19 protein-coding genes are annotated in these 19,860 nt (G+C 65.4%); 11 read left to right on the top strand and 8 right to left on the bottom strand.

Annotated features, from left to right (window positions below):
* Positions 1–28: 28 nt before the first annotated feature.
* Genes QO014_RS11030 through QO014_RS11040 form a run of 3 tightly spaced genes read right to left on the bottom strand, consistent with a single transcriptional unit; the run spans position 29 to position 1,933 of the window.
* Positions 29–901 (bottom strand): metal ABC transporter permease, encoded by an 873-nt coding sequence (locus QO014_RS11030; protein WP_266348761.1) that lies wholly within the window; start codon positions 899–901, stop codon positions 29–31.
* The gene (aztA, locus tag QO014_RS11035; protein WP_266348762.1) at positions 898–1,653 is read right to left on the bottom strand and encodes a zinc ABC transporter ATP-binding protein AztA; all 756 of its coding nucleotides are present in this window, start codon (positions 1,651–1,653) and stop codon (positions 898–900) included. Before aztA ends, QO014_RS11030 begins: the two co-directional genes overlap by 4 nt.
* Positions 1,654–1,660: 7 nt before the next feature.
* Entirely contained in the window at positions 1,661–1,933 is a 273-nt protein-coding gene (locus tag QO014_RS11040; protein WP_266348763.1) for a hypothetical protein, read from the bottom strand.
* Positions 1,934–2,281: 348 nt separating this feature from the next.
* Here QO014_RS11040 and QO014_RS11045 point away from each other — a divergent pair, with 348 nt between their 5' ends.
* From QO014_RS11045 to QO014_RS11070, 6 genes are all read left to right on the top strand, one after another.
* Positions 2,282–2,782 carry a hypothetical protein gene (locus tag QO014_RS11045; RefSeq protein ID WP_266348764.1) on the top strand — a complete coding sequence of 167 codons (501 nt, stop codon included), beginning with the start codon at positions 2,282–2,284 and terminating at the stop codon, positions 2,780–2,782.
* 35 nt (positions 2,783–2,817) lie between these two features.
* A complete protein-coding gene (locus QO014_RS11050) occupies positions 2,818–4,095 on the top strand; it encodes an imelysin family protein (RefSeq protein WP_266348765.1) in 1,278 nt (425 codons plus the stop codon).
* Between the two features lie 129 nt (positions 4,096–4,224).
* Complete coding sequence (locus tag QO014_RS11055) at positions 4,225–5,679, top strand: multicopper oxidase family protein (protein WP_266348766.1); 1,455 nt, start codon at positions 4,225–4,227, stop codon at positions 5,677–5,679.
* A gap of 12 nt (positions 5,680–5,691) precedes the next feature.
* The gene (locus tag QO014_RS11060; protein ID WP_266348767.1) at positions 5,692–6,906 is read left to right on the top strand and encodes a di-heme oxidoredictase family protein; all 1,215 of its coding nucleotides are present in this window, start codon (positions 5,692–5,694) and stop codon (positions 6,904–6,906) included.
* Positions 6,903–7,997, top strand: a complete 1,095-nt coding sequence (locus QO014_RS11065) for an imelysin family protein (protein WP_266348768.1) — start codon at positions 6,903–6,905, stop codon at positions 7,995–7,997. The genes QO014_RS11060 and QO014_RS11065 overlap by 4 nt, the downstream gene beginning before the upstream one ends.
* An 11-nt stretch (positions 7,998–8,008) precedes the next feature.
* The gene (locus QO014_RS11070) at positions 8,009–9,124 is read left to right on the top strand and encodes a DUF1513 domain-containing protein (protein WP_266348769.1); all 1,116 of its coding nucleotides are present in this window, start codon (positions 8,009–8,011) and stop codon (positions 9,122–9,124) included.
* A gap of 23 nt (positions 9,125–9,147) precedes the next feature.
* Here the strand turns inward: QO014_RS11070 and QO014_RS11075 are convergent, their stop codons facing one another.
* Entirely contained in the window at positions 9,148–10,377 is a 1,230-nt protein-coding gene (locus QO014_RS11075) for an SAM-dependent methyltransferase (protein ID WP_266348770.1), read from the bottom strand.
* Positions 10,378–10,484: 107 nt separating this feature from the next.
* Positions 10,485–11,333: a GNAT family N-acetyltransferase gene (locus QO014_RS11080; protein WP_266348771.1), complete on the bottom strand. Its 849-nt coding sequence runs from the start codon at positions 11,331–11,333 to the stop codon at positions 10,485–10,487.
* A gap of 221 nt (positions 11,334–11,554) precedes the next feature.
* Between QO014_RS11080 and QO014_RS11085 the strand changes: the two genes are divergently transcribed.
* The 3 genes from QO014_RS11085 to QO014_RS11095 all read left to right on the top strand — a co-directional run bounded on the left by QO014_RS11085 (position 11,555) and on the right by QO014_RS11095 (position 13,945).
* Entirely contained in the window at positions 11,555–12,556 is a 1,002-nt protein-coding gene (locus QO014_RS11085) for an aldo/keto reductase (RefSeq protein ID WP_266348772.1), read from the top strand.
* 124 nt (positions 12,557–12,680) lie between these two features.
* Entirely contained in the window at positions 12,681–13,340 is a 660-nt protein-coding gene (locus QO014_RS11090; RefSeq protein ID WP_370877125.1) for a TerC family protein, read from the top strand.
* On the top strand, positions 13,337–13,945 hold the full coding sequence (locus QO014_RS11095; RefSeq protein ID WP_266348773.1) for a hypothetical protein: 609 nt from the start codon (positions 13,337–13,339) through the stop codon (positions 13,943–13,945). The genes QO014_RS11090 and QO014_RS11095 overlap by 4 nt, the downstream gene beginning before the upstream one ends.
* 2 nt (positions 13,946–13,947) lie before the next feature.
* Here the strand turns inward: QO014_RS11095 and mgrA are convergent, their stop codons facing one another.
* Positions 13,948–14,955 carry an L-glyceraldehyde 3-phosphate reductase gene (gene mgrA, locus QO014_RS11100; protein ID WP_266348774.1) on the bottom strand — a complete coding sequence of 336 codons (1,008 nt, stop codon included), beginning with the start codon at positions 14,953–14,955 and terminating at the stop codon, positions 13,948–13,950.
* A gap of 182 nt (positions 14,956–15,137) precedes the next feature.
* Here mgrA and QO014_RS11105 point away from each other — a divergent pair, with 182 nt between their 5' ends.
* Entirely contained in the window at positions 15,138–15,905 is a 768-nt protein-coding gene (locus QO014_RS11105; RefSeq protein ID WP_266348775.1) for a glucose 1-dehydrogenase, read from the top strand.
* A 4-nt stretch (positions 15,906–15,909) separates the two neighbouring features.
* Here QO014_RS11105 and QO014_RS11110 read toward each other — a convergent pair whose 3' ends face one another.
* A complete protein-coding gene (locus tag QO014_RS11110; RefSeq protein WP_266348776.1) occupies positions 15,910–18,207 on the bottom strand; it encodes a putative bifunctional diguanylate cyclase/phosphodiesterase in 2,298 nt (765 codons plus the stop codon).
* A gap of 347 nt (positions 18,208–18,554) precedes the next feature.
* Positions 18,555–19,406: an NAD-dependent epimerase/dehydratase family protein gene (locus QO014_RS11115; protein WP_266348777.1), complete on the bottom strand. Its 852-nt coding sequence runs from the start codon at positions 19,404–19,406 to the stop codon at positions 18,555–18,557.
* Between the two features lie 79 nt (positions 19,407–19,485).
* Here QO014_RS11115 and QO014_RS11120 point away from each other — a divergent pair, with 79 nt between their 5' ends.
* On the top strand, positions 19,486–19,836 hold the full coding sequence (locus tag QO014_RS11120) for a DUF423 domain-containing protein (protein ID WP_266348778.1): 351 nt from the start codon (positions 19,486–19,488) through the stop codon (positions 19,834–19,836).
* The last annotated feature ends 24 nt before the right edge of the window (positions 19,837–19,860 follow it).

Consider the following 19,860-nt stretch of genomic DNA (forward strand, 5'->3'; position numbering starts at 1 on the left):
TTCATTCCCTTGATGCAGAGTTGGACGATCAGCCCCTCAAATGCCGCGTGCGCAGCATCTGTCTCAGAAAGCTTCCATGGCGCCCGACCAGGATCGAGCCGGCATGGATGACGCCAGCCGCCAGGATGATGGCGGGCGAGGTCGGAACCTGGGTGTGGAACGACACGAGCAGCCCGATGAGCGACGACACCATGCCGATCGCCACCGCCGCCATGATCCGTCCGGCAACCGTCTCGCTCCAGAACTGCGCCGAAGCCGCGGGCAGGATGATCAGGCCGACGACCATCAGGGTGCCCAGCGCATTGAAGCCGCCGACGAGGTTGAGCACGACCAGCGCGAGGAACAGGAAATGCACGAGGCCGCCAGCGCCGCCGACGCTCTGCAGGAAGCCGGGATCGAAGCATTCCGCGACGAGCAGCCGATAGATCAGCGCGAGGGTCAGCAGCGTAACCGTCGCGATGCCGGCGATCAGGTAGAGCGCGGGATCATCGAGCGCGAGGACATTGCCGAAGAGCACATGCAGAAGGTCGATATTCGACCCTTTCAGCGACACGATCAGGACGCCGAGCCCGAGCGAGACCAGATAGAAAGCCGCGAAACTCGCATCCTCGCGCAGCGGCGTGCTGCGGGCGATCGCGCCGGCTCCCAGCGCCACGGCCAGACCGGCGACCACGCCGCCAAGGGTCATGGCGAAGAGCGAGAAGCCCGACAGGAGAAAGCCGATCGCCGCCCCCGGCAGGATCGCATGCGCCATGACGTCGCCCATCAGGCTCATGCGACGCAGAACCAGGAACACGCCGATCGGACCGCCCGAAAGCGACAGCGCGACACAGCCGATCAGCGCCCGCCGCATGAAACCGAATTCGACGAACGGGCCGACGAGAAGATCATATGCGGTCATGCCGCCGGCCTCTCGCAGAGTTCGGCATCGTCGTCGAACGCCTCCTGGAGGCGCCGGGCGCGGGCGAGATTGGCATCGGTCAGCACGGCCGACGTGGCACCCCATGCAACCGGCTCGCGCGCGATCAGCAAGGTCTCGGGGATATTTTCGCGAACGACGTCGAAATCATGCAGGACGGCGATCACGGTCCGCCCCTCCTGATGCCAGCGGCAGATCAGAGCCAGCAATTCCTCGGTCGTGCGATCGTCGATCGCGGTGAACGGCTCGTCGAGCAGGATCAGCCGCGCATTCTGCAGCAGCAGGCGCGCGAACAGGACACGCTGGAACTGGCCGCCCGACAGCGTCCCGACATTGCGATCCTCGAAGCCCGACAGGCCGACCGCCGCGATCGCGGCCTCGACTTCGGCCAGTTCCGCCTTGCCGATACGCCGGAACGGGCCGGTCTTGCGCCAGAGGCCCATCGCGGCGAGATCGATGACGCGCATGGGAAAGCTGCGGTCGAGCGCGCTCTGCTGCGGCAGGTAGGCAATTTCATTCCGCCCCGCGCCCTGGATCTGGATCCGTCCGCTATCGGGCTTGATCAGGCCGACCATGCCTTTCAGCAGCGTCGACTTGCCGGCGCCATTCGGCCCGACCAGGGCCGTGAACGAACCCGGCGCGAAGACGCCGGAGAGATGATGCACCGCCGGATGGCGGCGATAGGACAACGTCACGTCGGTGCACTGAATGGATGGAGCCTGGGAACGCAACATCAAAGCCTCACGCAGTCGCCCAGAAGACGGCGATCCAGAGCAGACCGCTCAGCACGACCGCGACCAGCAGCCGATCCAGCGCCGAGGCGAGGAAAAGCGAGGGCCGCGCCTGCTTCGCCGAAGGCTTCGCCGCGACACGCACTGGCCGCGCACGCGCTTCGTCGTGATGGCCATGCCCCTCATGATGATGCCCATGGGCTCCATCCTTCGTGAGCGCGACCGTCCCGACGGCGGCCGAATTGCCGTCGCGTCCGATCGGGTCCAGATCCACTGCCGCCATGCTGCTGCTCGCCTCGTGCCTCGATGCGAAATGTTATGTTATATCATTTCAGACAATGCAAGCGGATCGATGCGGTGAAATGGCCGCACGCTCCGGCAGCATCCGCGCTGCCGCTTCCTCCGAGCGGATGGGCCGAAATCGAGCTCCAATGTTGGAATTAGAATAATTTCAATCTCTTAGTCGTTTCTTGACTCGCCCGAACAACAGGAACAATGGTGCCTCATTCCATGACGCGTTGAGGTGCGCGCCGGTGCCGAGCCGGCTGCGAGATCAAGGCGTCAGCCCCATTCAACCGTCTGGTCGGCCATCCGCCGGACCGGTGCGCACAGCCCGCGGGAGGCTTGACTGATGGCAACACGCCTGCCTTGCGGCATGATGTGCCGCTATCTCGATCGCCTGCCCGAGCGCCTCGTTGTTGAAGGTTTCCGCCGCTGGATGCAGGGGTGCGACCGCGGCTCGGTCGCGTGCTGGGAGATGGCCGCCAATCTCTTCACCGAAGAATTTGGACTGATCGAAGGCCACCGCATGCTGGGCGAGCTGGTGCAATGGGTCGATGCGTTGCGCGCCGGCATGGATCACCCCGCCGATCTGTCACCCTATGAATGCCCCCGCCTCTGCCGGGATGAGTGCGTCGCCGTCGCCATGATCGCGGCCTCGCAATCGGGCGACGCCAAGAGCCTTTCCACCGCGGTCAACGCGTTCGTCCGGCCGGAAGCACGCGACGCCACCATGCGCGCGGCCCAGGCTTTCGCCCACGCCCTGGCCGAAACCGGCCTGATACTCATTCCCGTGCCCGACGCCGTCATCCGCGATGTCGCGGAATGGCCGGGACGCCAGCAGTTTCATTGAAGCCTTTTGCCGGGCCTCGTTCCACGGAGACAACCATGAACATCAGGAAGTTCCTCCTCGCGGCGTCCGCGACGCTCGCCATAGCCGCCGCCGCGCCGGCCTTCGCCGCCGATGCGCCGACGGCAGAGGCCGTCCTGAAGACCTATGCCGATATCGCCGAGGCGAAATATGCGGATGCGCTTTCCGGTGCCGTGGCGCTCGACAAGGCGATCGACGCGCTGATCGCGACGCCGAACGATACGACGCTCGCCGCCGCCCGTGCAGCCTGGAAGGCGTCGCGCCCCGCTTATATGGAGACCGAGGGCTATCGCTTCGGCAATGCGATCGTCGATGATTGGGAAGGCCGCGTGAACGCCTGGCCGCTCGACGAAGGCCTGATCGACTATGTCGACACCAAGAGCTATGGCAACAGCTCGGACGCCAACCCGCTCTACACGGCGAACGTCATCGCCAACAAGGAATTGCAGATCGGTCCGGACAAGGTCGATGCGACCGTGATCAACGCCGAGCTGCTGCACAAGCTGCAGGAGGCCGGAGATGTCGAGGCCAATGTCGCCACCGGCTATCACGCGATCGAGTTCCTGCTCTGGGGCCAGGACCTGAACGGCACCGGCCCGGGCGCTGGAAACCGCCCGGCAACGGACTACGACACCAAGAACTGCACCAACGGCAATTGCGATCGCCGCGCGGCCTTCCTGAAGGCGGCCAGCACCCTGCTGATCTCGGATCTGACCGAGATGGTCGGCGACTGGAAGGCGGACGGCGAAGCCCGCAAGCAGCTCGCCGAGAAGGGCCCCGATGGCGGCCTCGTCACGATCCTGACCGGCCTCGGTTCGCTTTCCTATGGCGAGCTCGCAGGCGAGCGCATGAAGCTCGGCCTGCTCCTTCACGATCCGGAAGAGGAGCATGACTGCTTCTCCGACAACACCGCCAACAGCCATTATTACGATCAGGCCGGAATGGTCTCGATCTGGCAGGCGAAATATACCCGCGCCGACGGCACCGTGATCGAGGGGCCGAGCCTCGAGGCCTATGCGGCTGCCAAGGATCCGGCGGCGGCCAAGCGCGTCACCGACGCGCTCGCCAATACCACGGCCAAGATGCAGGTGCTGAAGGACACGTCGGATGCCGGCGAGGCCTATGACCAGATGATCGGCCCCGACAATCCCAAGGGCAACCAGATCGTGCAGGATGCGATCGACGGGCTCGTCGTCCAGACCCGCGCCGTCGAAGGCGTCGTCACGGCGCTCGGCCTGAAGATCGAGGTCGAAGGCTCCGACAGCCTCGACAATCCGGACGCCGTCGGCAAGTAAGGACGAACGGCGCACCGCAGGCGGCGACGAAACGCTTGCGGGCGCCCGTTCCAACGTGTCATTGCCGGGCTCGCCCCGGCAATGAAGGAGTGGTGGTTCCATGACCGCCGTGAGAGTTCGCACCGTATCATGATCTCCCGCCGCACCCTTCTCGCCGGCACTGCAGCGCTCGCCGGCACGGCGCTCTTCGGCAGGCCCGGAAGCGCGCCGGCCTTCACGCGGCCCCTGCCGCCAGCCGCCGTTCCTGGCCCCGAGACGATTGTGTCGGTCGAGTTGAAGGCGGCCGAGCGGGCGCTTTCCCTCCCCTGCTTCGATGGCCACGCCCTGCCGATGTGGACTTTCGCGGACCAGGCGACGCCGCCCGTCATCCGCCTCGCTCTGGGCCAGCGCCTCAATACGCATCTCGTCAACGGATTGACGCGTCCGGGCGAGCACGTCTCGATCCATTGGCACGGCATCCGCCTGCCAAACGATCAGGACGGCGTGCCCTATCTCGTGCAGAAACCCGTCGAACCGGGCGAAAGCTACGATTATTCCTTCGTGCCACCCGACACCGGCACCTTCTTTTTCCACACCCATTGCAACACCGTCGAACAGCTCGGCCGAGGCCTTGCCGGCATCCTGATCATCGATGGCGACGCGCCCGAGCCCTACGACGCCGACGAACTGCTCGTGCTGAAGGACTGGCGCCTCAACGACGACAATACCGGCTTCCTGCCGTTTCTGACGCCCGAAGGCGCGGGCAAATCCGGCACGTTCGGCACGGTGCGCAGCGTCAACGGCATGGTCGAGCCTGACATCACGGTGCCGGCCTCGGGCGATGTGCGGCTCCGCATCGTCAATATCGACCCGACACGCGTCTCCGAAATCGGGGTGGAGGGCGCCGAGGCGGCCGTCGTCGCGATCGATGGGCTCGCCTGCCAACCCTTCCCGCTCCGCTCCTGGCGGATGGGGCCGGCCATGCGTGCCGATCTCGTGATCCGCACCCCGGCCGATGGCGGTACGGCGACGCTGTTCGATTATTTCTCGGCCAAGCCCGTGCCGCTGGCGCGTTTCATGACCAAGGGACCGGCGCGCCGGACGACGCCGTTCGACCCCGCGCCGTTGGCATCGGCCCGCATCACCGCGCCCGATCTCTCGGCGCCCGTCACGCCAATGACCTTCTCGGCGACTGCGACCGCGCAATCTGTCGCGAGTGCCGCAGGCGACGACCAGGGCTTTCTGGGTCCGCTCTGCCTGGCGGCGGGAACGTTCTGGGCGATCAACAAGGCGTCGTGGCCCGGCGGCGGCATGGACCAGATTCCGCCGCCTCTGCTGAAACTCGAGCGAGGCAGGAGCTATCGCCTGCAGCTCCGCAACGTGACGCCGCGCATGCACCCGATCCACATTCACGGCCACAGCTTCACGGTACTCAAATCGAACAAGCGCGAACTGCCGCCGCATTTCGCCGACACGGTCCTGCTGCTGCCTGAAGAGCGTGTGGACGTCGCCTTCGTCGCGGATAATCCCGGCCGGTGGATGCTCCACTGTCACATCATCGAGCATCAGGAGACCGGCATGATGGGTTGGGTCGAGGTTGCGTGAGCGCGCGGAACCATGAACTGGCGCATCAGGGCCCTCCTGCTCACACCATTCCTGCTGCCGGCTGCGGCGTTTGCGGCTGACGGCCTGAACGCGGCCATCGGCAAGGCGCTGTTCGATCGCTTCTGGGTCCAGGCCCCCTCCTCCACTGCCGCCAATGACGGGCTCGGGCCACTCTTCAACGAAAAGAGCTGCCAGAGCTGCCATTCCGGCAAGGCGCTCTCGGCGCGCATTGTCGCGCTGCCCGACGGTACGCTGGAACCGCGGGGCCTCGCGACCCGTCTCGGCAGCGCCGATGGCATCCCGGATCCCGTCTATGGCCGCCAGATCCAGCCACGCGCCGTCACCGGCTTGATCAGCGAAGGTACCGTCGCCTATGCGCTCGGCCCGAAGCCGGCAAATCCCGTCCGCATCACCGTCACCCCATCGCGTGGACCGCTGGACCCCAGGACGCATCGTGGCGCCCGCCAGGCGCCGTCGCTCCGCGGGATCGGCCTGCTGGACGAAGTCGACGACAAGGCGATCGAGGCTCTCGCCGATCCGGACGACATGAATGGCGACGGCATATCCGGGCGCGTGCGCTGGTTGACCGTTGACGGCAAGAGAGTGATCGGCCGCTATGGCTGGAAGGCCTCTGCGGCAACGCTCGAACAGCAGACGGCCGACGCCTTCATGCTCGATATCGGTCTTTCCAGCCCGCTGGCGCCCCACCCTTCAGGCGACTGCACGGCGGCCGAAGCCGATTGCCTCGCGGCGCCGAACGGGCGCAGTCCGGGTTTCGACGATGAAGAAATCTCGAACCAGATGATCGGCCTCGTCACCGCCTATCTGCACAGCCTGAAAGCGCCGCCGGCCCTTTCGTCGACGCCACCCGGCGCGGCGATCTTCGCCCAGGCGGGCTGCGCCGCATGCCATGTGCCGAGCCTGCCCACCCGCACGGGCGGAACGGTTGCGATCTATAGCGACCTGCTGCTCCATGATATGGGTCCCGCTCTCGATGATGGCGTTGGCGAGCCGGGCGTCGCGTCGTCGGAATGGCGGACCGCGCCCTTGATGACGCTTTCGGTTCGCCGCGAGGCGGATCGGCGCTATCTTCACGACGGTCGGGCGGCAACGCTCGACGATGCGATCCGTGCCCATGGCGGCGAAGCCGATGCGGCGCGCTCGAACTACGAAGCTCTTTCGGCGGCCGACCGGGCCGCGCTGATTGCCTTTCTGGAAACCTTATGATCGCGATCACCAAACGCTTCCTGCTCCTGTCGCCGCTCCTGGTGCTGGCGCGTCGCGCCTTCGGACAGGATGCCGCGACCCCGGCGCCCAATGAGGCCGCGATGAAGGCGGTCACCCACAATGCGATCGACCGCTATATCCTGCCCTCCTATCAGGGGCTCGAAGCCGCGACGGCGACGCTGGTCTCCGCGATGAAAGCCGCCTGCCAGACGCCGACGGCCACCCCGAGCCCGGCGCTCAAGAGCGCCTTCGAGGGCGTCATCAAGGCCTGGGCGCGGGTCGACTTTCTCCGTTTCGGCCCCATCGCCGAAAAGGGCCGGCTGGAGCGCTTCTCCTTCCTGCCGGACAAGCACGGCACGGGCGCGCGGCAACTGCGCCAGATCCTTGCAAAGCCCGATCCCGCCTTGCTGGAGCCGGGCATGATTGCGACGCGCAGCGCCGCCGTGCAGGGCCTCCAGGCCTTCGAAAGCCTGACATTCGACGCGCCGGACGACGCCGAGACGGCGAGCTATCGCTGCACGCTCGCGCTCCGCATCGCCGAGAACCTGCACCAGATCGCGGACGACACGCTGGTTGAGTGGGCGCGGGATGGCGGGTGGCGCCAATTGATGGAGCAGCCGGGCGGCGACAACATCGTCTATCGCAACGCGACCGAACCGGTCATCGAGGTGTTGAAGGCGATCGTCACCGGATTGCAGCAGATGCGCGACCAGCGCCTGCTGCCTGCGCTGGGCAAGTCCTTCGATACGGCCAAGCCGGCGCGCGGCGCCTTCGTCAAATCCGGCATGGCGTTCCCCTATCTGCTGGCATCGAGCGCGGCGATCGAAAGCCTGATCGAGCAATCCGATCTCTTCAGCCTGGCGCCCGCCGCCGCGCCGAAGCTCCTCGCCGAATCCAAAGCTGCGACCGCCGATTTCGAGAACTCGATCAACGTCGGTTCGGACTGGCAGGCGGCCTTCGCCGACAAGGCCGCCTATGACAGTCTGCAGCATGCCTTCGACGTGCTGAAGACGATGGAGGACATCTTCAACTACCAGTTCACGGCAGCGGCCGGCATCCAGCCCGGCTTCAACGCGCTCGACGGCGACTAGGACGAGCCGCCATGGCAAGCTGGCGAAATGCGCTGTCAGCCCTGCTGCCCTTCCGAGCCGAAGCGGGCAGTGGCGTGGAGCAGCGCGCCGTCTTCGTGAGCTCGGCCCGGATCGGCCCTCGCCAGCACATCCTGCTCATGGTCGACGAAAACGGCGCCGAGATCGGCCGCACCAGGCTCTCCGGCCGAGGGCACGACATCGCGATCGATCCGGAGCGGAGTCGCGTCGTGGTCTTCGCCCGGCGCCCCGGCTATTTCGCGCTCGTCGTCGACGTGCCGTCCTGCGAGCCGGTCGCGACGATCACGCCGCCCGCCGGCCATCATTTTTTCGGCCATGGCGTGTTTTCGACCGATGGCCGGCTGCTCTATGCGACCGAGAATGCTTTCGACGGCGAGACGTCGCGCGGCGTCATCGGGGTCTATGATGCGAGCGGCGGCTTCAAGCGGATCGGCGAATTCGAGACGCATGGCGTCGATGCCCATGAAATCCTGCTCGCGCCGGACGGACGAACGCTCGTCGTCGCCAATGGCGGCATCGAGACCCATCCCGATTTCGGCCGGCAGAAGCTGAACCTCGCCGAGATGCGCCCGTCGATCGTCAAGCTCGACAGTACGACCGGTGACCTCCTCGGCGAGGCCGTTCTGACACCGACGCTCAACCGTCTCTCCATGCGCCACATGACCTTCGACAGTCAGGGCGCGGTCTGGTTCGGCTGCCAGTGGGAAGGCGATCGCACGGCCCGCCCGCCCTTGATCGGTCGTTTGACGGAGCGCGGCGCCGAACTCGTCGACATGCCCGATACCGCGACGGCGCTGGCGCGGAACTATATCGGCTCGGTGGTCGCGAGCCGCGATGGCGGCACGATCGCAGCCTCATCGCCGGTCGGCGGACAGATCTTCCTGTTCGATGCCGCCTCGCTGCGCTTCAGGAGCCATATTGCACTCGCCGACGGCTGCGGCCTCGCCGGCACGGATAACGATACGATCGTCGCCACGTCGGGCGATGGCCGCATGGTCCGCATCGACGACGACGCCATCGCCCCCGTCGCGCGGCGCGCCGAGCAGTTCGACAATCATCTGCGGCGGATCGAGAGCATTTCCGAGCGAAGTGGACACCGGTTCGCGTGAAGGAAACGCGACACGTCAAATAGCTAGACGGCTCCGACCGCCGCCAGCCGCCTTTCCTCGTCGACGATATAGTCGCGGATGACCGGCACGTCGTCGCGACGCTCCGACAGCAGGATCTGGAAGACGAAGTTCGAGCCGTGCAGGAAGCCGAGTTCGACGGAAGCGAGGTAGAAATCCCACATCCGGCAGAAGCGGTCGCCCATCATGGCGACGGCCTCCTCGCGCTTCGCCTCATAGGCGAGCCGCCAGTCGCGGATGGTCCAGTAATAGTGTAGGCGCAGGCTCTCCATGTCGGAACACCAGGTTCCGGTGCGCTCGAGCGAGGCAAACACTTCCGACAGCGCCGGGACATAACCGCCCGGGAAGATGTATTTGCGAATGAACGGCGCCGTCGTGCCGGGCGGCGACATGCGGCCGATGCAGTGGACGAGCGCAAAGCCGCCGGGCTTGGTCAGCCGCTTGATGGTGGAAAAGTAATTGTCAAAATTCGCGACGCCGATCGCCTCCATCATCGCGATCGAGACCACGCGGTCATAGGTCCCTTCGAGATTGCGATAATCCTGCTCGAGGAAGCTGACCTTGTCGGCGACGCCCTCCGCCACAGCCCGCTCGCGGGCGACGGCAAGCTGCTCCGGCGAAAGCGTCACCGAGGTGACCTTCACATCGTAATTGCGCGCCAGAAAGGTCGCGAGCGCGCCCCAGCCGGAGCCGATCTCGGCGATGTGCATGCCCGGCTCGAGCTTCAGCTTGGCCGCGATATGGCGAAGCTTGTCGATCTGGGCCTGATGCAGCCCGATATCCGGCGCCGAATAATAGGCGCAGGAATAGGTCATCGTGTCGTCGAGGAAGAGCCGGTAGAACTTCGGCGGGATGTCGTAGTGGTGGCGGATGTTCTTCGCGGCGAGATCGACCGTGTTGCGCTGCTGGCTGCGCCGAACCGTGTGCCAGACCTTGCGCAGGGCCTTCTGGACGGGATGGGCGGCGAGGCCGGAGCGGTTGACCGAGAAGAGATAGAGCAGGTCGAAGATGGTCCCGCCATTCTCGACGGTCATGCGGCCGTCCATATAGGCTTCGGCCGTCTTGAGCTCCGGATTGAGGAAGATCTCGCGTTCGACCGCCTGGTCGGCGAAGCGAATCGTCACCTCCGGGCCGTTCTCGCCCGAGCCGAAACGATGTGATGTGCCCGCGTGATCGATCACGATGAGGCGGCCGTTCCGCACGAAGCGGGCCAGCAGATGAGACAGAAGGCGCATGATCATCCCCCGGATTCGGCCTGCGGTGATCAGACCGGGAAGCGCCGACCGATGCAACCGGAAAGACACACCCGTTGACAGAGTCATGGGGATGGCGATCGCTCGCGTCAGCCGAGCTCGAAGCTGGTGACGCCAAAGATGCGCTCGATCGGGAGGCTCGGCGCGACACCGCGATACATGCGCGCGGTCTCGAATGATGGCGTGAGGCCATAGCGCTCGACGAGGCGAAGCGCGCCTTCATTCGGCTCCGGCGGGTCGATCACAAGCGCCGCGCCGCAGGCTTCGGCCGCCAGCGCCCGGAACAGAAGGTCGGCATCCTGCTCCGTCTCGGCGAAGAGCGGGCCGATCTTGAAGCCGTCGACCGCCGGCCGGATGACGCCATAGCCGCGAATCGTGCCATCAGCCACGAGCGCAAGGCCGCGCCGGCCGCCCGACGGCGCCAGCCAGAGATCAAGGAAGGCACGCCGCGCGGCCGGAAAGAACGCCGCGTCATAGGCCTGGATTCTCTCCGTCAGCGCCGGTTCGATCGTCACCAGACGCGGATCGTCCGGCCGTTCGACGGTGACGTGGCCGCCGAACCGGACATTGCGATAGGCGAACGCGAAGCCGGAGCGGCGGTAATTCTCCTGCTGGTCCACCACGCCGTCGAGCCCGACCGTGCGCGTGCCGAGATGGTCCATGCCCGCCTGCCAGGTCTGCCAGCCATAGCCCTTGCCGCGCCAAGCGGGCCGGCAGATGTAGAAGCCGAGAAAGCCGAAGCGGTCGCCATAGCGAACGACCGAGATGGCCGTGATCGGCTCGTCGTCGAGATAGCCCATCAGGAAGCCTCCGGGGTCAGCGGCGAGAAACGGCCCGGCGTCGCCGAGGCCGGGATTCCATCCCTCCATGCCGGCCCAGGAGATGGCGCGATCGAGGTCAGCCGGGGTCATGGTGCGGATCGAAAATGGGGCGGTCATCACGGCATCTCCCTCTGGCGGCGGGGTTGAGCCATATCAGCTTTCGCGCGTCGCCACGATCGTCCCTGACGCCCTTGCGCGGTCACGGGCGAGGCGGATAACGTTCCCGTCGAGGGATCCACTCGTCGGCAAGCCACAATCAGAATCCCACGGGGAACGCAAAAGAACCGAGGTGCCTTCGCTCCTGCGACGGCGCGTCGGACCATATTGGAGACGGCAGCATGATCATCGAAAAACGGCCCGCCGGCCGCACCAGCCTTCGACTGTCCACCTTCGGCCTCGGCACCGCCACGCTGGGCGGCAATTTCAGGCCACCGATCGACGGCGCAGCCGCAAGATCGATCGTCGAGCGCGCGCTCGAGATCGGCATTTCCTATGTCGATACCGCGCCATTCTATGGCTACGGCAAGGCCGAGCGCGTCGTGGGCGACGTACTGCGCCAGCATGAAGGCTGGACGCTGTCGACCAAGGTCGGCCGCCTGCTGAAGCCCCGCACCAACCCGCGCGATGCGAACGACCAATGGGTCGATCCGCTGCCGTTCGAGCAGGTCTACGACTATTCCTATGACGGCGTCATGCGCTCGTTCGAGGACAGCCTGCAGCGCCTCGGCCTCGACCATATCGATATCCTGCTGATGCACGACATCAGCACCGAGACGCTTGGCCCGGAGCGCAAGGCCGAACTGTTCCCGATCGCCATGGATGGCGGCTACAAGGCGCTCGACCGCCTTCGCTCCTCCGGCGCGATCAAGGCGATCGGCCTCGGCGTCAATGAGTGGCAGGCGCTCGCGGAGGCGACCGAATATGGCCAGTGGGACTGCTTCCTGCTCGCCGGGCGCTATACGCTGCTGGAGCAGGAGCCGCTGCACACGCTCTTCCCGCTCTGCGAGAAGGCCGGCACGTCGATCATCGTCGGCGGTCCGTTCAATTCGGGCATCCTCGCCGGCCGCGACACCTGGAACTATGCGCGCGCACCGCAGGCCGTCATCGACCGCGTCAAGGCGATCGCGCGCGTCTGCGATGCGCATGGCGTGCCGCTTCCGGCAGCCGCCCTCGCCTTCCCGCTCGCCAATCCACTGGTGGCTAGCGTCATCCCCGGCCCGCGCGCCGCGTCCGAACTGGACGAAATCATGGGCTGGTGGACGACCGACATTCCCGGCTCGCTCTGGAGCGATCTGAAGAATGAGGGACTGATCGACGCAGCCGCACCTGTTCCGGCCTGACGAGGGCGTCGGTATACTGTATCTTGTTGCGGATTTGTAAACTTGTACTGGACAATCGGGCCGAGATTCCCCAGATAGGGAGCGGCCCGATCTTCCCCTTCCGCATCACGAGGCCTCTACCCCCATGGAATTCCTGACGATGGATTTCGTCACCACGGAACTCGTCGCGCTGGCGACGGTCGTGTTGATCGATCTCGTTCTGGCTGGCGACAATGCGATTGTCGTCGGCATGGCAGCGGCGGGCCTGCCGCGCGAATTGCGCAACAAGGCCATCGTCGCCGGCATTGCCGCCGCAGCGGTGCTGCGCATCATCTTCGCCCTGTTCGCGACCAAGCTGCTCGGCGTCATCGGCCTGACGCTCGCCGGCGGCATCCTTCTGCTTTGGGTCTGCTGGAAGCTCTGGCGCGAGCTCCGCTCCGGCCATCACGAGGAAGAAGAGCATATCCAGCATGCGCTGGCGGAATCGGCGGCTGCCGGCGCGCCGGGCCAGAAGACGTTCCGCCAGGCGCTGACGCAGATCGTCATCGCCGACGTCTCGATGTCGATCGACAATGTGCTCGCCGTGGCGGGCACGGCGCGTGACCACACCTGGGTGCTGGTGATCGGCCTGGTGCTCTCGGTCGCGCTGATGGGTGTCGCCGCCAATTTCGTCGCCAGACTGCTGAAGCGCGCGCCCTGGATCGCCTATGTCGGCCTCGCGGTAATCGCATATGTCGCCTTCAAGATGATCTGGGATGGCGGACTGGAGATGTTCCACTTCGCCGACAAGGTCGGCATCGTTTGAGCACCGGCCCGGCCGCCGCCGCGCGGATGACCGGGCTTTTCCCCCTGATGCTGGCCGCCTTTGCCTGGGGCCTCGCCGAGGCGACCTATTTTCCGCTGGTCGCCGACATCCTGCTCAGCTTCGTCGCGCTCTGCTTCGGCCTTCGGGCCGGGCTTTGGTCGGCTCTTGGCGCCGCGATCGGAGCGGCGTGCGGCGGTCTCGTCCTGTACCGCCTGGCGGCCACGGACCCGATGGCGGCGCGGGCGATGCTCGACTCGGTCCCCTTCGTCTCAAGGGCGATGATCGCGACCGGCTTCGCCGGCATCCAGTCCGCGGATTGGCCGCTCGCCATGCTCAAGGGCTCTGTCACCGGCATCCCCTACAAGGTCTTTGCCGTCGGGGCCGGCGAGAGCGGTCTTTCCGCCCTCGCCTTCTTCGCCGTCAGCATTCCGGTCCGGCTCGCCCGCTTCGCAGTCGTAGCCCTGATCATCGCGGTCGCGAGCCATCTCCTGTCGAAACGGCTCGCGCTCGCGGGCCGTGCCGTCGTGCTGGCGCTGTTCTGGATCGTCTTCTATGCCGAGTTCTGGCTGCGCTGGTCCGGCATGGAGGTGACCCTGATCCGCTGAAATCAGGCCTTCAGCATGCCGTCGATCGCGTAAGAATCGATCGCCGCCAGTTCGTCGGCGCTGAAGGCGAGGTTCTGCAGCGCGCCGACGGCATCCTCGATCTGCGAAACCTTGCTCGCCCCGATCAACGCACTGGTCATGCGCGGATCGCGCAGCACCCAGGAGAGCGCCATCTGCGCCAGGGTCTGGCCGCGCCGCTCGGCGATCTCGTTCAACCCCTTCACGCGGGCGAGGTTGGTATCCGACAGCACGCTCTCGTTCAGGAAATGCGAGTGGCGGATACGGCTGTCATCGGGAATGCCCTTCAGATAGCGATCCGAAAGCACGCCCTGCTCCAGCGGCGAGAACACGATGCAGCCCATGCCCTCGTCCTCGAGCGCATCAAGCAGGCTGTCCTTCTCGGTCCAGCGGTCGAGCATGGAATAGCGCGGCTGATGGATCAGGAGCGGCGTGCCGAGCGCGCGGGCGATGCGCGCCGCCTCGCGCGTCTTTGCCGAGGAATAGCTCGAAATCCCGACATAGAGCGCCTTGCCCTGGCGAACGATGGCGTCGAGCGCGCCGATCGTCTCCTCGAGCGGGGTCTGCGGGTCGAAGCGGTGCGAGTAGAAGATGTCGACATAGTCGAGCTTCATCCGCTTCAGGCTCTGCTCCAGGCTCGCGAAGAGATATTTGCGGCTGCCCCATTCGCCATAGGGCCCCGGCCACATGTAGTAGCCGGCCTTGGTCGAGATGATCATCTCGTCGCGATACGGCTTGAAGTCACCCGTCGTCATCGTGCCGAAGAACTCCTCGGCGGAACCGGGCGGCGGGCCGTAATTATTGGCGAGATCGAAATGGGTGATGCCGAGATCGAAGGCGCGATGGCACATGGCCCGCATCGTCTCGACCTTGCCGTCATAGCCGAAATTGTGCCAGAGCCCGAGCGAGATCGCCGGCAGCTTCAGGCCGGAGCGGCCGACACGGTTGTAGACCATCTGGTCGTAGCGATCATCGGCGGCGACGTAAACCATGGCATTTCCTCTCGGGCAGCGTGGGGGCTGTCTGGCGGCAGGGATGGAACAAGGGCGGGAGCGACGACCGGACGGCTCACCTCTTGCCGCCCTCAAATCATCGGATGAAAACCCATTTGCGCGTTGGCGGATCATCCGTCAAGCGGATATGAATCGATTAAATCGATCGAGAGGAGAACCCGTTGACGAGCAAACTCTTTGACCTGACGGGGCGCGTCGCACTCGTCACGGGGTCGAGCCGCGGCATCGGCCATGCAATCGCCCGGGCATTGGCCGAGGCCGGCGCGACGGTGGTGCTGAACAGCCGCGACCGGCTTGCGCTCGATACGGCGCAGGCGTCGCTTGCCGATACCGGCGCACCGATATTCCAGTCGCGCTTCGACGTGACCGATCCAGACGCCGTCGCCGATGCGGTGGCAACGATCGAGGCGGAGATCGGACCGATCGACATCCTGGTCAACAATGCCGGCCTGCAACGTCGCATGCCGCTCGAAGATTTCCCGCTCGAAGACTGGAAGCGCGTTCTCGCGACCAATGTCGACGCACCTTTCATCGTCGGGCAGGCGGTCGCCCGCCGCATGATCCCGCGTGGGCGCGGCCGCATCATCAATATCTGTTCGGTGACGAGCGAACTCGGACGCGCCACTATCACGCCCTATGCGACGTCGAAGGGTGCGGTGAAGATGCTGACGAAGAGCATGTGCGCGGAATGGGCCCGATATGGCCTCAATATCAACGGCATCGGGCCGGGCTGGTTCAGGACTGAGCTCAACAAGGCGCTGACGGAGAGCGAGGAATTCAACGCCTGGCTGGTGCAGCGCGCGCCGATGGGCCGATGGGGCGAATTGGAGGAGCTGGGCGGCGCGGCGGTGTTCCTCGCCTCCGACGCGTCGAGCTATGTCAATGGCCACATCCTCTATGTCGATGGTGGCGTGACGGCCGTGGTCTGACGTCTCAGGCCGATCCCGCCCTCCCGGATGCCGGCGAATAATCAAGGCTGAACAGAGCCGGGATTTCTCGCTTGAGATGGGCCAGGCGGGCGGCCAGCCGCTCCGCCGGAACCGGCGCCGAAAACAGGAAGCCCTGGAATTCGTCGCAACCCTGATCTTCGAGCCAGCGAAGATGGGCAACGGTTTCCACTCCCTCCGCGATGAGACCGATGCCGAGCTTTCGCGCCATGGCGATAATCGCGCTCACGATCGTGGCGCGGTTCGGGTTGCGCATCAGGTCCTGCACGAAGGTGCGGTCGATCTTGATCCGGTCGATGGAGAACTGCGCGAGATAGGAAAGGCTCGAATAGCCGGTTCCGAAATCGTCGATCGTGATCGTGATGCCGAGGTTGCGCAGTTGCGAGAGGACCTGCTGCTCGCGATTGCCATTGCCCATCAGGCTGGCCTCGGTGATCTCGATCTCGAACAGATGCGGGGCGATGGCGTGCTTCGCCAGGGTCTTGTCGATGTCCTGCCACATCTGCTCGTCGAACAATTGCTGCGGCGACACATTGACCGAAAGGCGCAACGGCTCCGCCAGCGTCTTGTTCAGCGCGCCGATTTCGGCGCAGGCCGTGCGCAGGACCCAGGCGCCGATCGCGACGATCAGCCCGCTCTCTTCCGCGATCGGGATGAACTCGTCCGGTGGGACGAGGCCGCGCGTCGCATGGCGCCAGCGCAGCAGCGTCTCGACACCGATGACCCGGCCCGATTTGCTCGACACTTCGGGCTGGTATTCCAGGAAGAACTCGCCGCGCTCCATCGCACCGGCCAGCGCGCGCTGCATGCCGACCTGACGCTCCAGCCGGTGCGCCATGTCGAGCGTGAAGATCCGGTAGTGGCTCCCGCCGCGCCGCTTGGCGTCGTACATCGCCATGTCGGCATGCGTCAGCAGCGCCTGCGGATCGGTGGTGTGGTCGGGATAGAGCGCAACGCCGACGCTCGTCGCAACGCTGGCGGCATGGCCACGGATCTGGATCGGGCCTGAAAGCGCCTGGACGATCTTCCGCGCGGTCTCCAGCACCTCGCGCTCATTGGTGACGTCAGGCATCAGGACGACGAACTCGTCGCCGCCCATGCGCGCGAGTACATCCGTGCTGCGCACGCAGCGCTGCATCGCCTGGGTTATGTCGATGAGAAGCTGGTCGCCGGCATAATGGCCGAGCATGTCGTTGACGCGCTTGAAGTGGTCGAGATCGACCAGCAACACGCCGATCTTGCCGCCCGTGCGACTGGCCTGCGCAATGGCGCTGTCGAGCCGTTCGTGCAGGAGCACGCGATTGGGCAGGCCGGTCAGCGCGTCATGATGGGCGATGTGCCTGATATAGCCATCGGCGCGCTTCCGGTCGGTGATGTCATAGGCGATGCCGAGAAAGCCGGTGATGGCCTGCCTCTGGTCGCGGATCGCCGAGACGGTCAACTGGACGGGAACGCGGGAGCCGCCCTTGCGAATGTAGCTCCACTCGCGGCTGTCCGGCAGGCCACGGCTCGCCTTCGCCCGGAAAACCGCGATATCGGCCGAGACGGGCTCACCCAGCTCGCGCGAAAGCTCCGCGGCACACGCCTCGATTTCGGCCTTGTCGTGCAGCAGCAGCACCGACGCCTTGCCCGCGAGTTCGGCTTCTCGATACCAGAGCAGGCGCTCGGCGGCCGGATTGACGGCGACGATCAGGCCCGCCACATCGGTCGCGATGATCGCAAAAGGGGCCGAACTGACGATCGCCTCGGCCTCCGCCACCGCCATCGCGGCCTCGCGTTGCGCCTCGTGCCGGGCGCTTGTGTCAAAGATCGACGCCAGGATCTGCACCTCGCCGCCGAGTTCGAGCGTATTGAGGGCCATCTCGACCGGGATCTCGCCGCCATCCTTGCGAAGGCCGAACAATTCGCTGTCACCGCCCATCATCCGGCTGACTGGCGTATCCATGGACACGTGATAGGAAACCATATGCGCGTCGCGATAGCGCGGCGGCACAAGGTCCAGGAGCGGCCGGCCGACCAGTTCGCCGGCCTCATAGCCGAAGAGACGTTCCGCCGCGCTGTTGGCGAAGGATATGTTGCCCGCCGCATTGGTCAGCAGGAGCGCGCTGGGGGTGGCTTCGATGACCGCATAGGCGAGGCTTTCGGCAGCGGCCGCAACGCCGGTGGCCAGCCCTTCTTCATCCTCGCCATGGGGCCTGTTCGTCACCACCGTCAGATAGCGCGAGAGCGCCTCGGCGAGCGACCAGCTACGGCTTCTCCGGCCGTCGTCTCCCGACATGCTCATCGGCCCTGATCCACCGCCGGGTGCGACGACCCTCGATGTTCGCGAAATCTGCCCATACTCGAACTTTGACCGTTTCCAAAGAGCGCGGAAGTTGCACAACCAAACCCGCACCCGCCGCATCGGTCAAGGCGGAAAATCGATATTCCTCAATGATGAAATGCAATGGTAACCGAATTGAGCATCGGCAGAATATTTGACTACCGAACTAACCGAAATATTGTTTCTTGATGAAACCTTTCGCGCCGTCGCACAGGCGCGAAAGATGCAGTATGGCCTCGCCGCGAAAATCGGCCGGAAGTACAATATTCTACATGCTGCAGTCGAAGCAGCTGCGGCGACCGCCCGCCTCAGGTCATATCGCGCCAGGAGTGCTTGGGCGCGTAACCCAATACGGACTTGGCCTTGTCGATCGCCAGCAGGGTGTCGTTGGGGCCGAATTCGCGCTTGCGCGGAACACCCGGAAAGACCGCATCGAGCAATTCGTCATTGGGTCGGCTCATCACGCCGTCCTCATTGGCAATGATGAAGGCCTCTGCGCCCTTCAACGGCGATTCAAGCGCCAGCCGCACCGCCTGCGCGGCATCGCGCGCGTCGATATAGGCCCAGAGGTTCCATTTGCGCCCGAGCACGTCCTCCTCGAAGGACGGGAACTTGGCATAGGCCTCCGGCGCCATGATGTTGGAGAAGCGAAGACCGAAGATCTTGAACGAGGGATCCCAGCGCACGAACTCCTTCGCCATCTCCTCCGACAGGAATTTCGACAGCGAATAGGCGCTCTCGGGACGCGGGCGATAATCCTCGTCGACCGGCACGTAGGGCGGCGGCGTATCGAAGGGGAGACCGAGCACCGTCTCGCTCGACGCCCACACCACATTGCGAATGCCGAGCACGCGCGCCGCCTCGAAGACATTATAGGTCGAGATCATGTTGGTCTCGAAGATGACGTGGTTGGGCGCCAGGCCCGGCGCCGGGATCGCGGCGAGGTGCACGATGCCCGTCACCTTGGAGACGCGCTCGTCGATCGCCGAGAGCGCCGCGATCGCCTGGCCGTAATCCGTCAGATCGGCGCGCGAGAACCGCACGCCCTGACCTGCGGGCTGCGGCGCGAAATCAATCGACGTGACATCATAGCCATGCGCCACGAGGTCCTTGACCACCGCGCGGCCCAGAAGTCCGCTACCGCCCGTTACGACGATCATGTTTATCCTCCCGCGATTTCATGATTGAAGCAGTGCTTCAAGGGTAACGCCCGATGGGCGCTTCGAAAAGGAGAAATCCATGGATCGCTCTTTGATCGCCGTCGCAGGCATAGCCGGCGCGATCGGCGTGGCTCTCGCCGCGGCCGGCGCCCATCTGCCGGATGGCGGCCGACTCGCCATCGCCGGCAGCATGGCGATGGCGCAGGCGCCCGCCCTGCTGGCGCTCGGATTCTACTGGCCAAGCAATGGCCGGCTGCTCGGCCTTTCGGCCTGGGTCATCGCGCTCGGCCTCCTCGGTTTCGCCGGCGCGCTGATCTTCCACAGCCTCTCCGGCAGCGCCGCGCTCAGCTTCATCGCGCCGATCGGCGGCACCACCATGATCATCGGCTGGATCGGCGTCACCGTGGCGGCGCTGGTGACAAAACGCTGAGGGCTGGCCTTTCCGGCGCGTCTC

The sequence above is a fragment of the Kaistia dalseonensis genome, from assembly GCF_030814715.1.
GTDB lineage: Bacteria > Pseudomonadota > Alphaproteobacteria > Rhizobiales > Kaistiaceae > Kaistia > Kaistia dalseonensis.

What these genes read in the sequence shown, in the direction of transcription:
- QO014_RS11030 (WP_266348761.1), bottom strand. Translation starts at nt 901, where the DNA reads ATGACCGCATATGATCTTCTCGTCGGCCCGTTCGTCGAATTCGGTTTC.
- aztA (WP_266348762.1), bottom strand. Translation starts at nt 1,653, where the DNA reads ATGTTGCGTTCCCAGGCTCCATCCATTCAGTGCACCGACGTGACGTTG.
- QO014_RS11040 (WP_266348763.1), bottom strand. Translation starts at nt 1,933, where the DNA reads ATGGCGGCAGTGGATCTGGACCCGATCGGACGCGACGGCAATTCGGCC.
- QO014_RS11045 (WP_266348764.1), top strand. Translation starts at nt 2,282, where the DNA reads ATGGCAACACGCCTGCCTTGCGGCATGATGTGCCGCTATCTCGATCGC.
- QO014_RS11050 (WP_266348765.1), top strand. Translation starts at nt 2,818, where the DNA reads ATGAACATCAGGAAGTTCCTCCTCGCGGCGTCCGCGACGCTCGCCATA.
- QO014_RS11055 (WP_266348766.1), top strand. Translation starts at nt 4,225, where the DNA reads ATGATCTCCCGCCGCACCCTTCTCGCCGGCACTGCAGCGCTCGCCGGC.
- QO014_RS11060 (WP_266348767.1), top strand. Translation starts at nt 5,692, where the DNA reads ATGAACTGGCGCATCAGGGCCCTCCTGCTCACACCATTCCTGCTGCCG.
- QO014_RS11065 (WP_266348768.1), top strand. Translation starts at nt 6,903, where the DNA reads ATGATCGCGATCACCAAACGCTTCCTGCTCCTGTCGCCGCTCCTGGTG.
- QO014_RS11070 (WP_266348769.1), top strand. Translation starts at nt 8,009, where the DNA reads ATGGCAAGCTGGCGAAATGCGCTGTCAGCCCTGCTGCCCTTCCGAGCC.
- QO014_RS11075 (WP_266348770.1), bottom strand. Translation starts at nt 10,377, where the DNA reads ATGCGCCTTCTGTCTCATCTGCTGGCCCGCTTCGTGCGGAACGGCCGC.
- QO014_RS11080 (WP_266348771.1), bottom strand. Translation starts at nt 11,333, where the DNA reads ATGACCGCCCCATTTTCGATCCGCACCATGACCCCGGCTGACCTCGAT.
- QO014_RS11085 (WP_266348772.1), top strand. Translation starts at nt 11,555, where the DNA reads ATGATCATCGAAAAACGGCCCGCCGGCCGCACCAGCCTTCGACTGTCC.
- QO014_RS11090 (WP_370877125.1), top strand. Translation starts at nt 12,681, where the DNA reads ATGGAATTCCTGACGATGGATTTCGTCACCACGGAACTCGTCGCGCTG.
- mgrA (WP_266348774.1), bottom strand. Translation starts at nt 14,955, where the DNA reads ATGGTTTACGTCGCCGCCGATGATCGCTACGACCAGATGGTCTACAAC.
- QO014_RS11110 (WP_266348776.1), bottom strand. Translation starts at nt 18,207, where the DNA reads ATGAGCATGTCGGGAGACGACGGCCGGAGAAGCCGTAGCTGGTCGCTC.
- QO014_RS11115 (WP_266348777.1), bottom strand. Translation starts at nt 19,406, where the DNA reads ATGATCGTCGTAACGGGCGGTAGCGGACTTCTGGGCCGCGCGGTGGTC.
- QO014_RS11120 (WP_266348778.1), top strand. Translation starts at nt 19,486, where the DNA reads ATGGATCGCTCTTTGATCGCCGTCGCAGGCATAGCCGGCGCGATCGGC.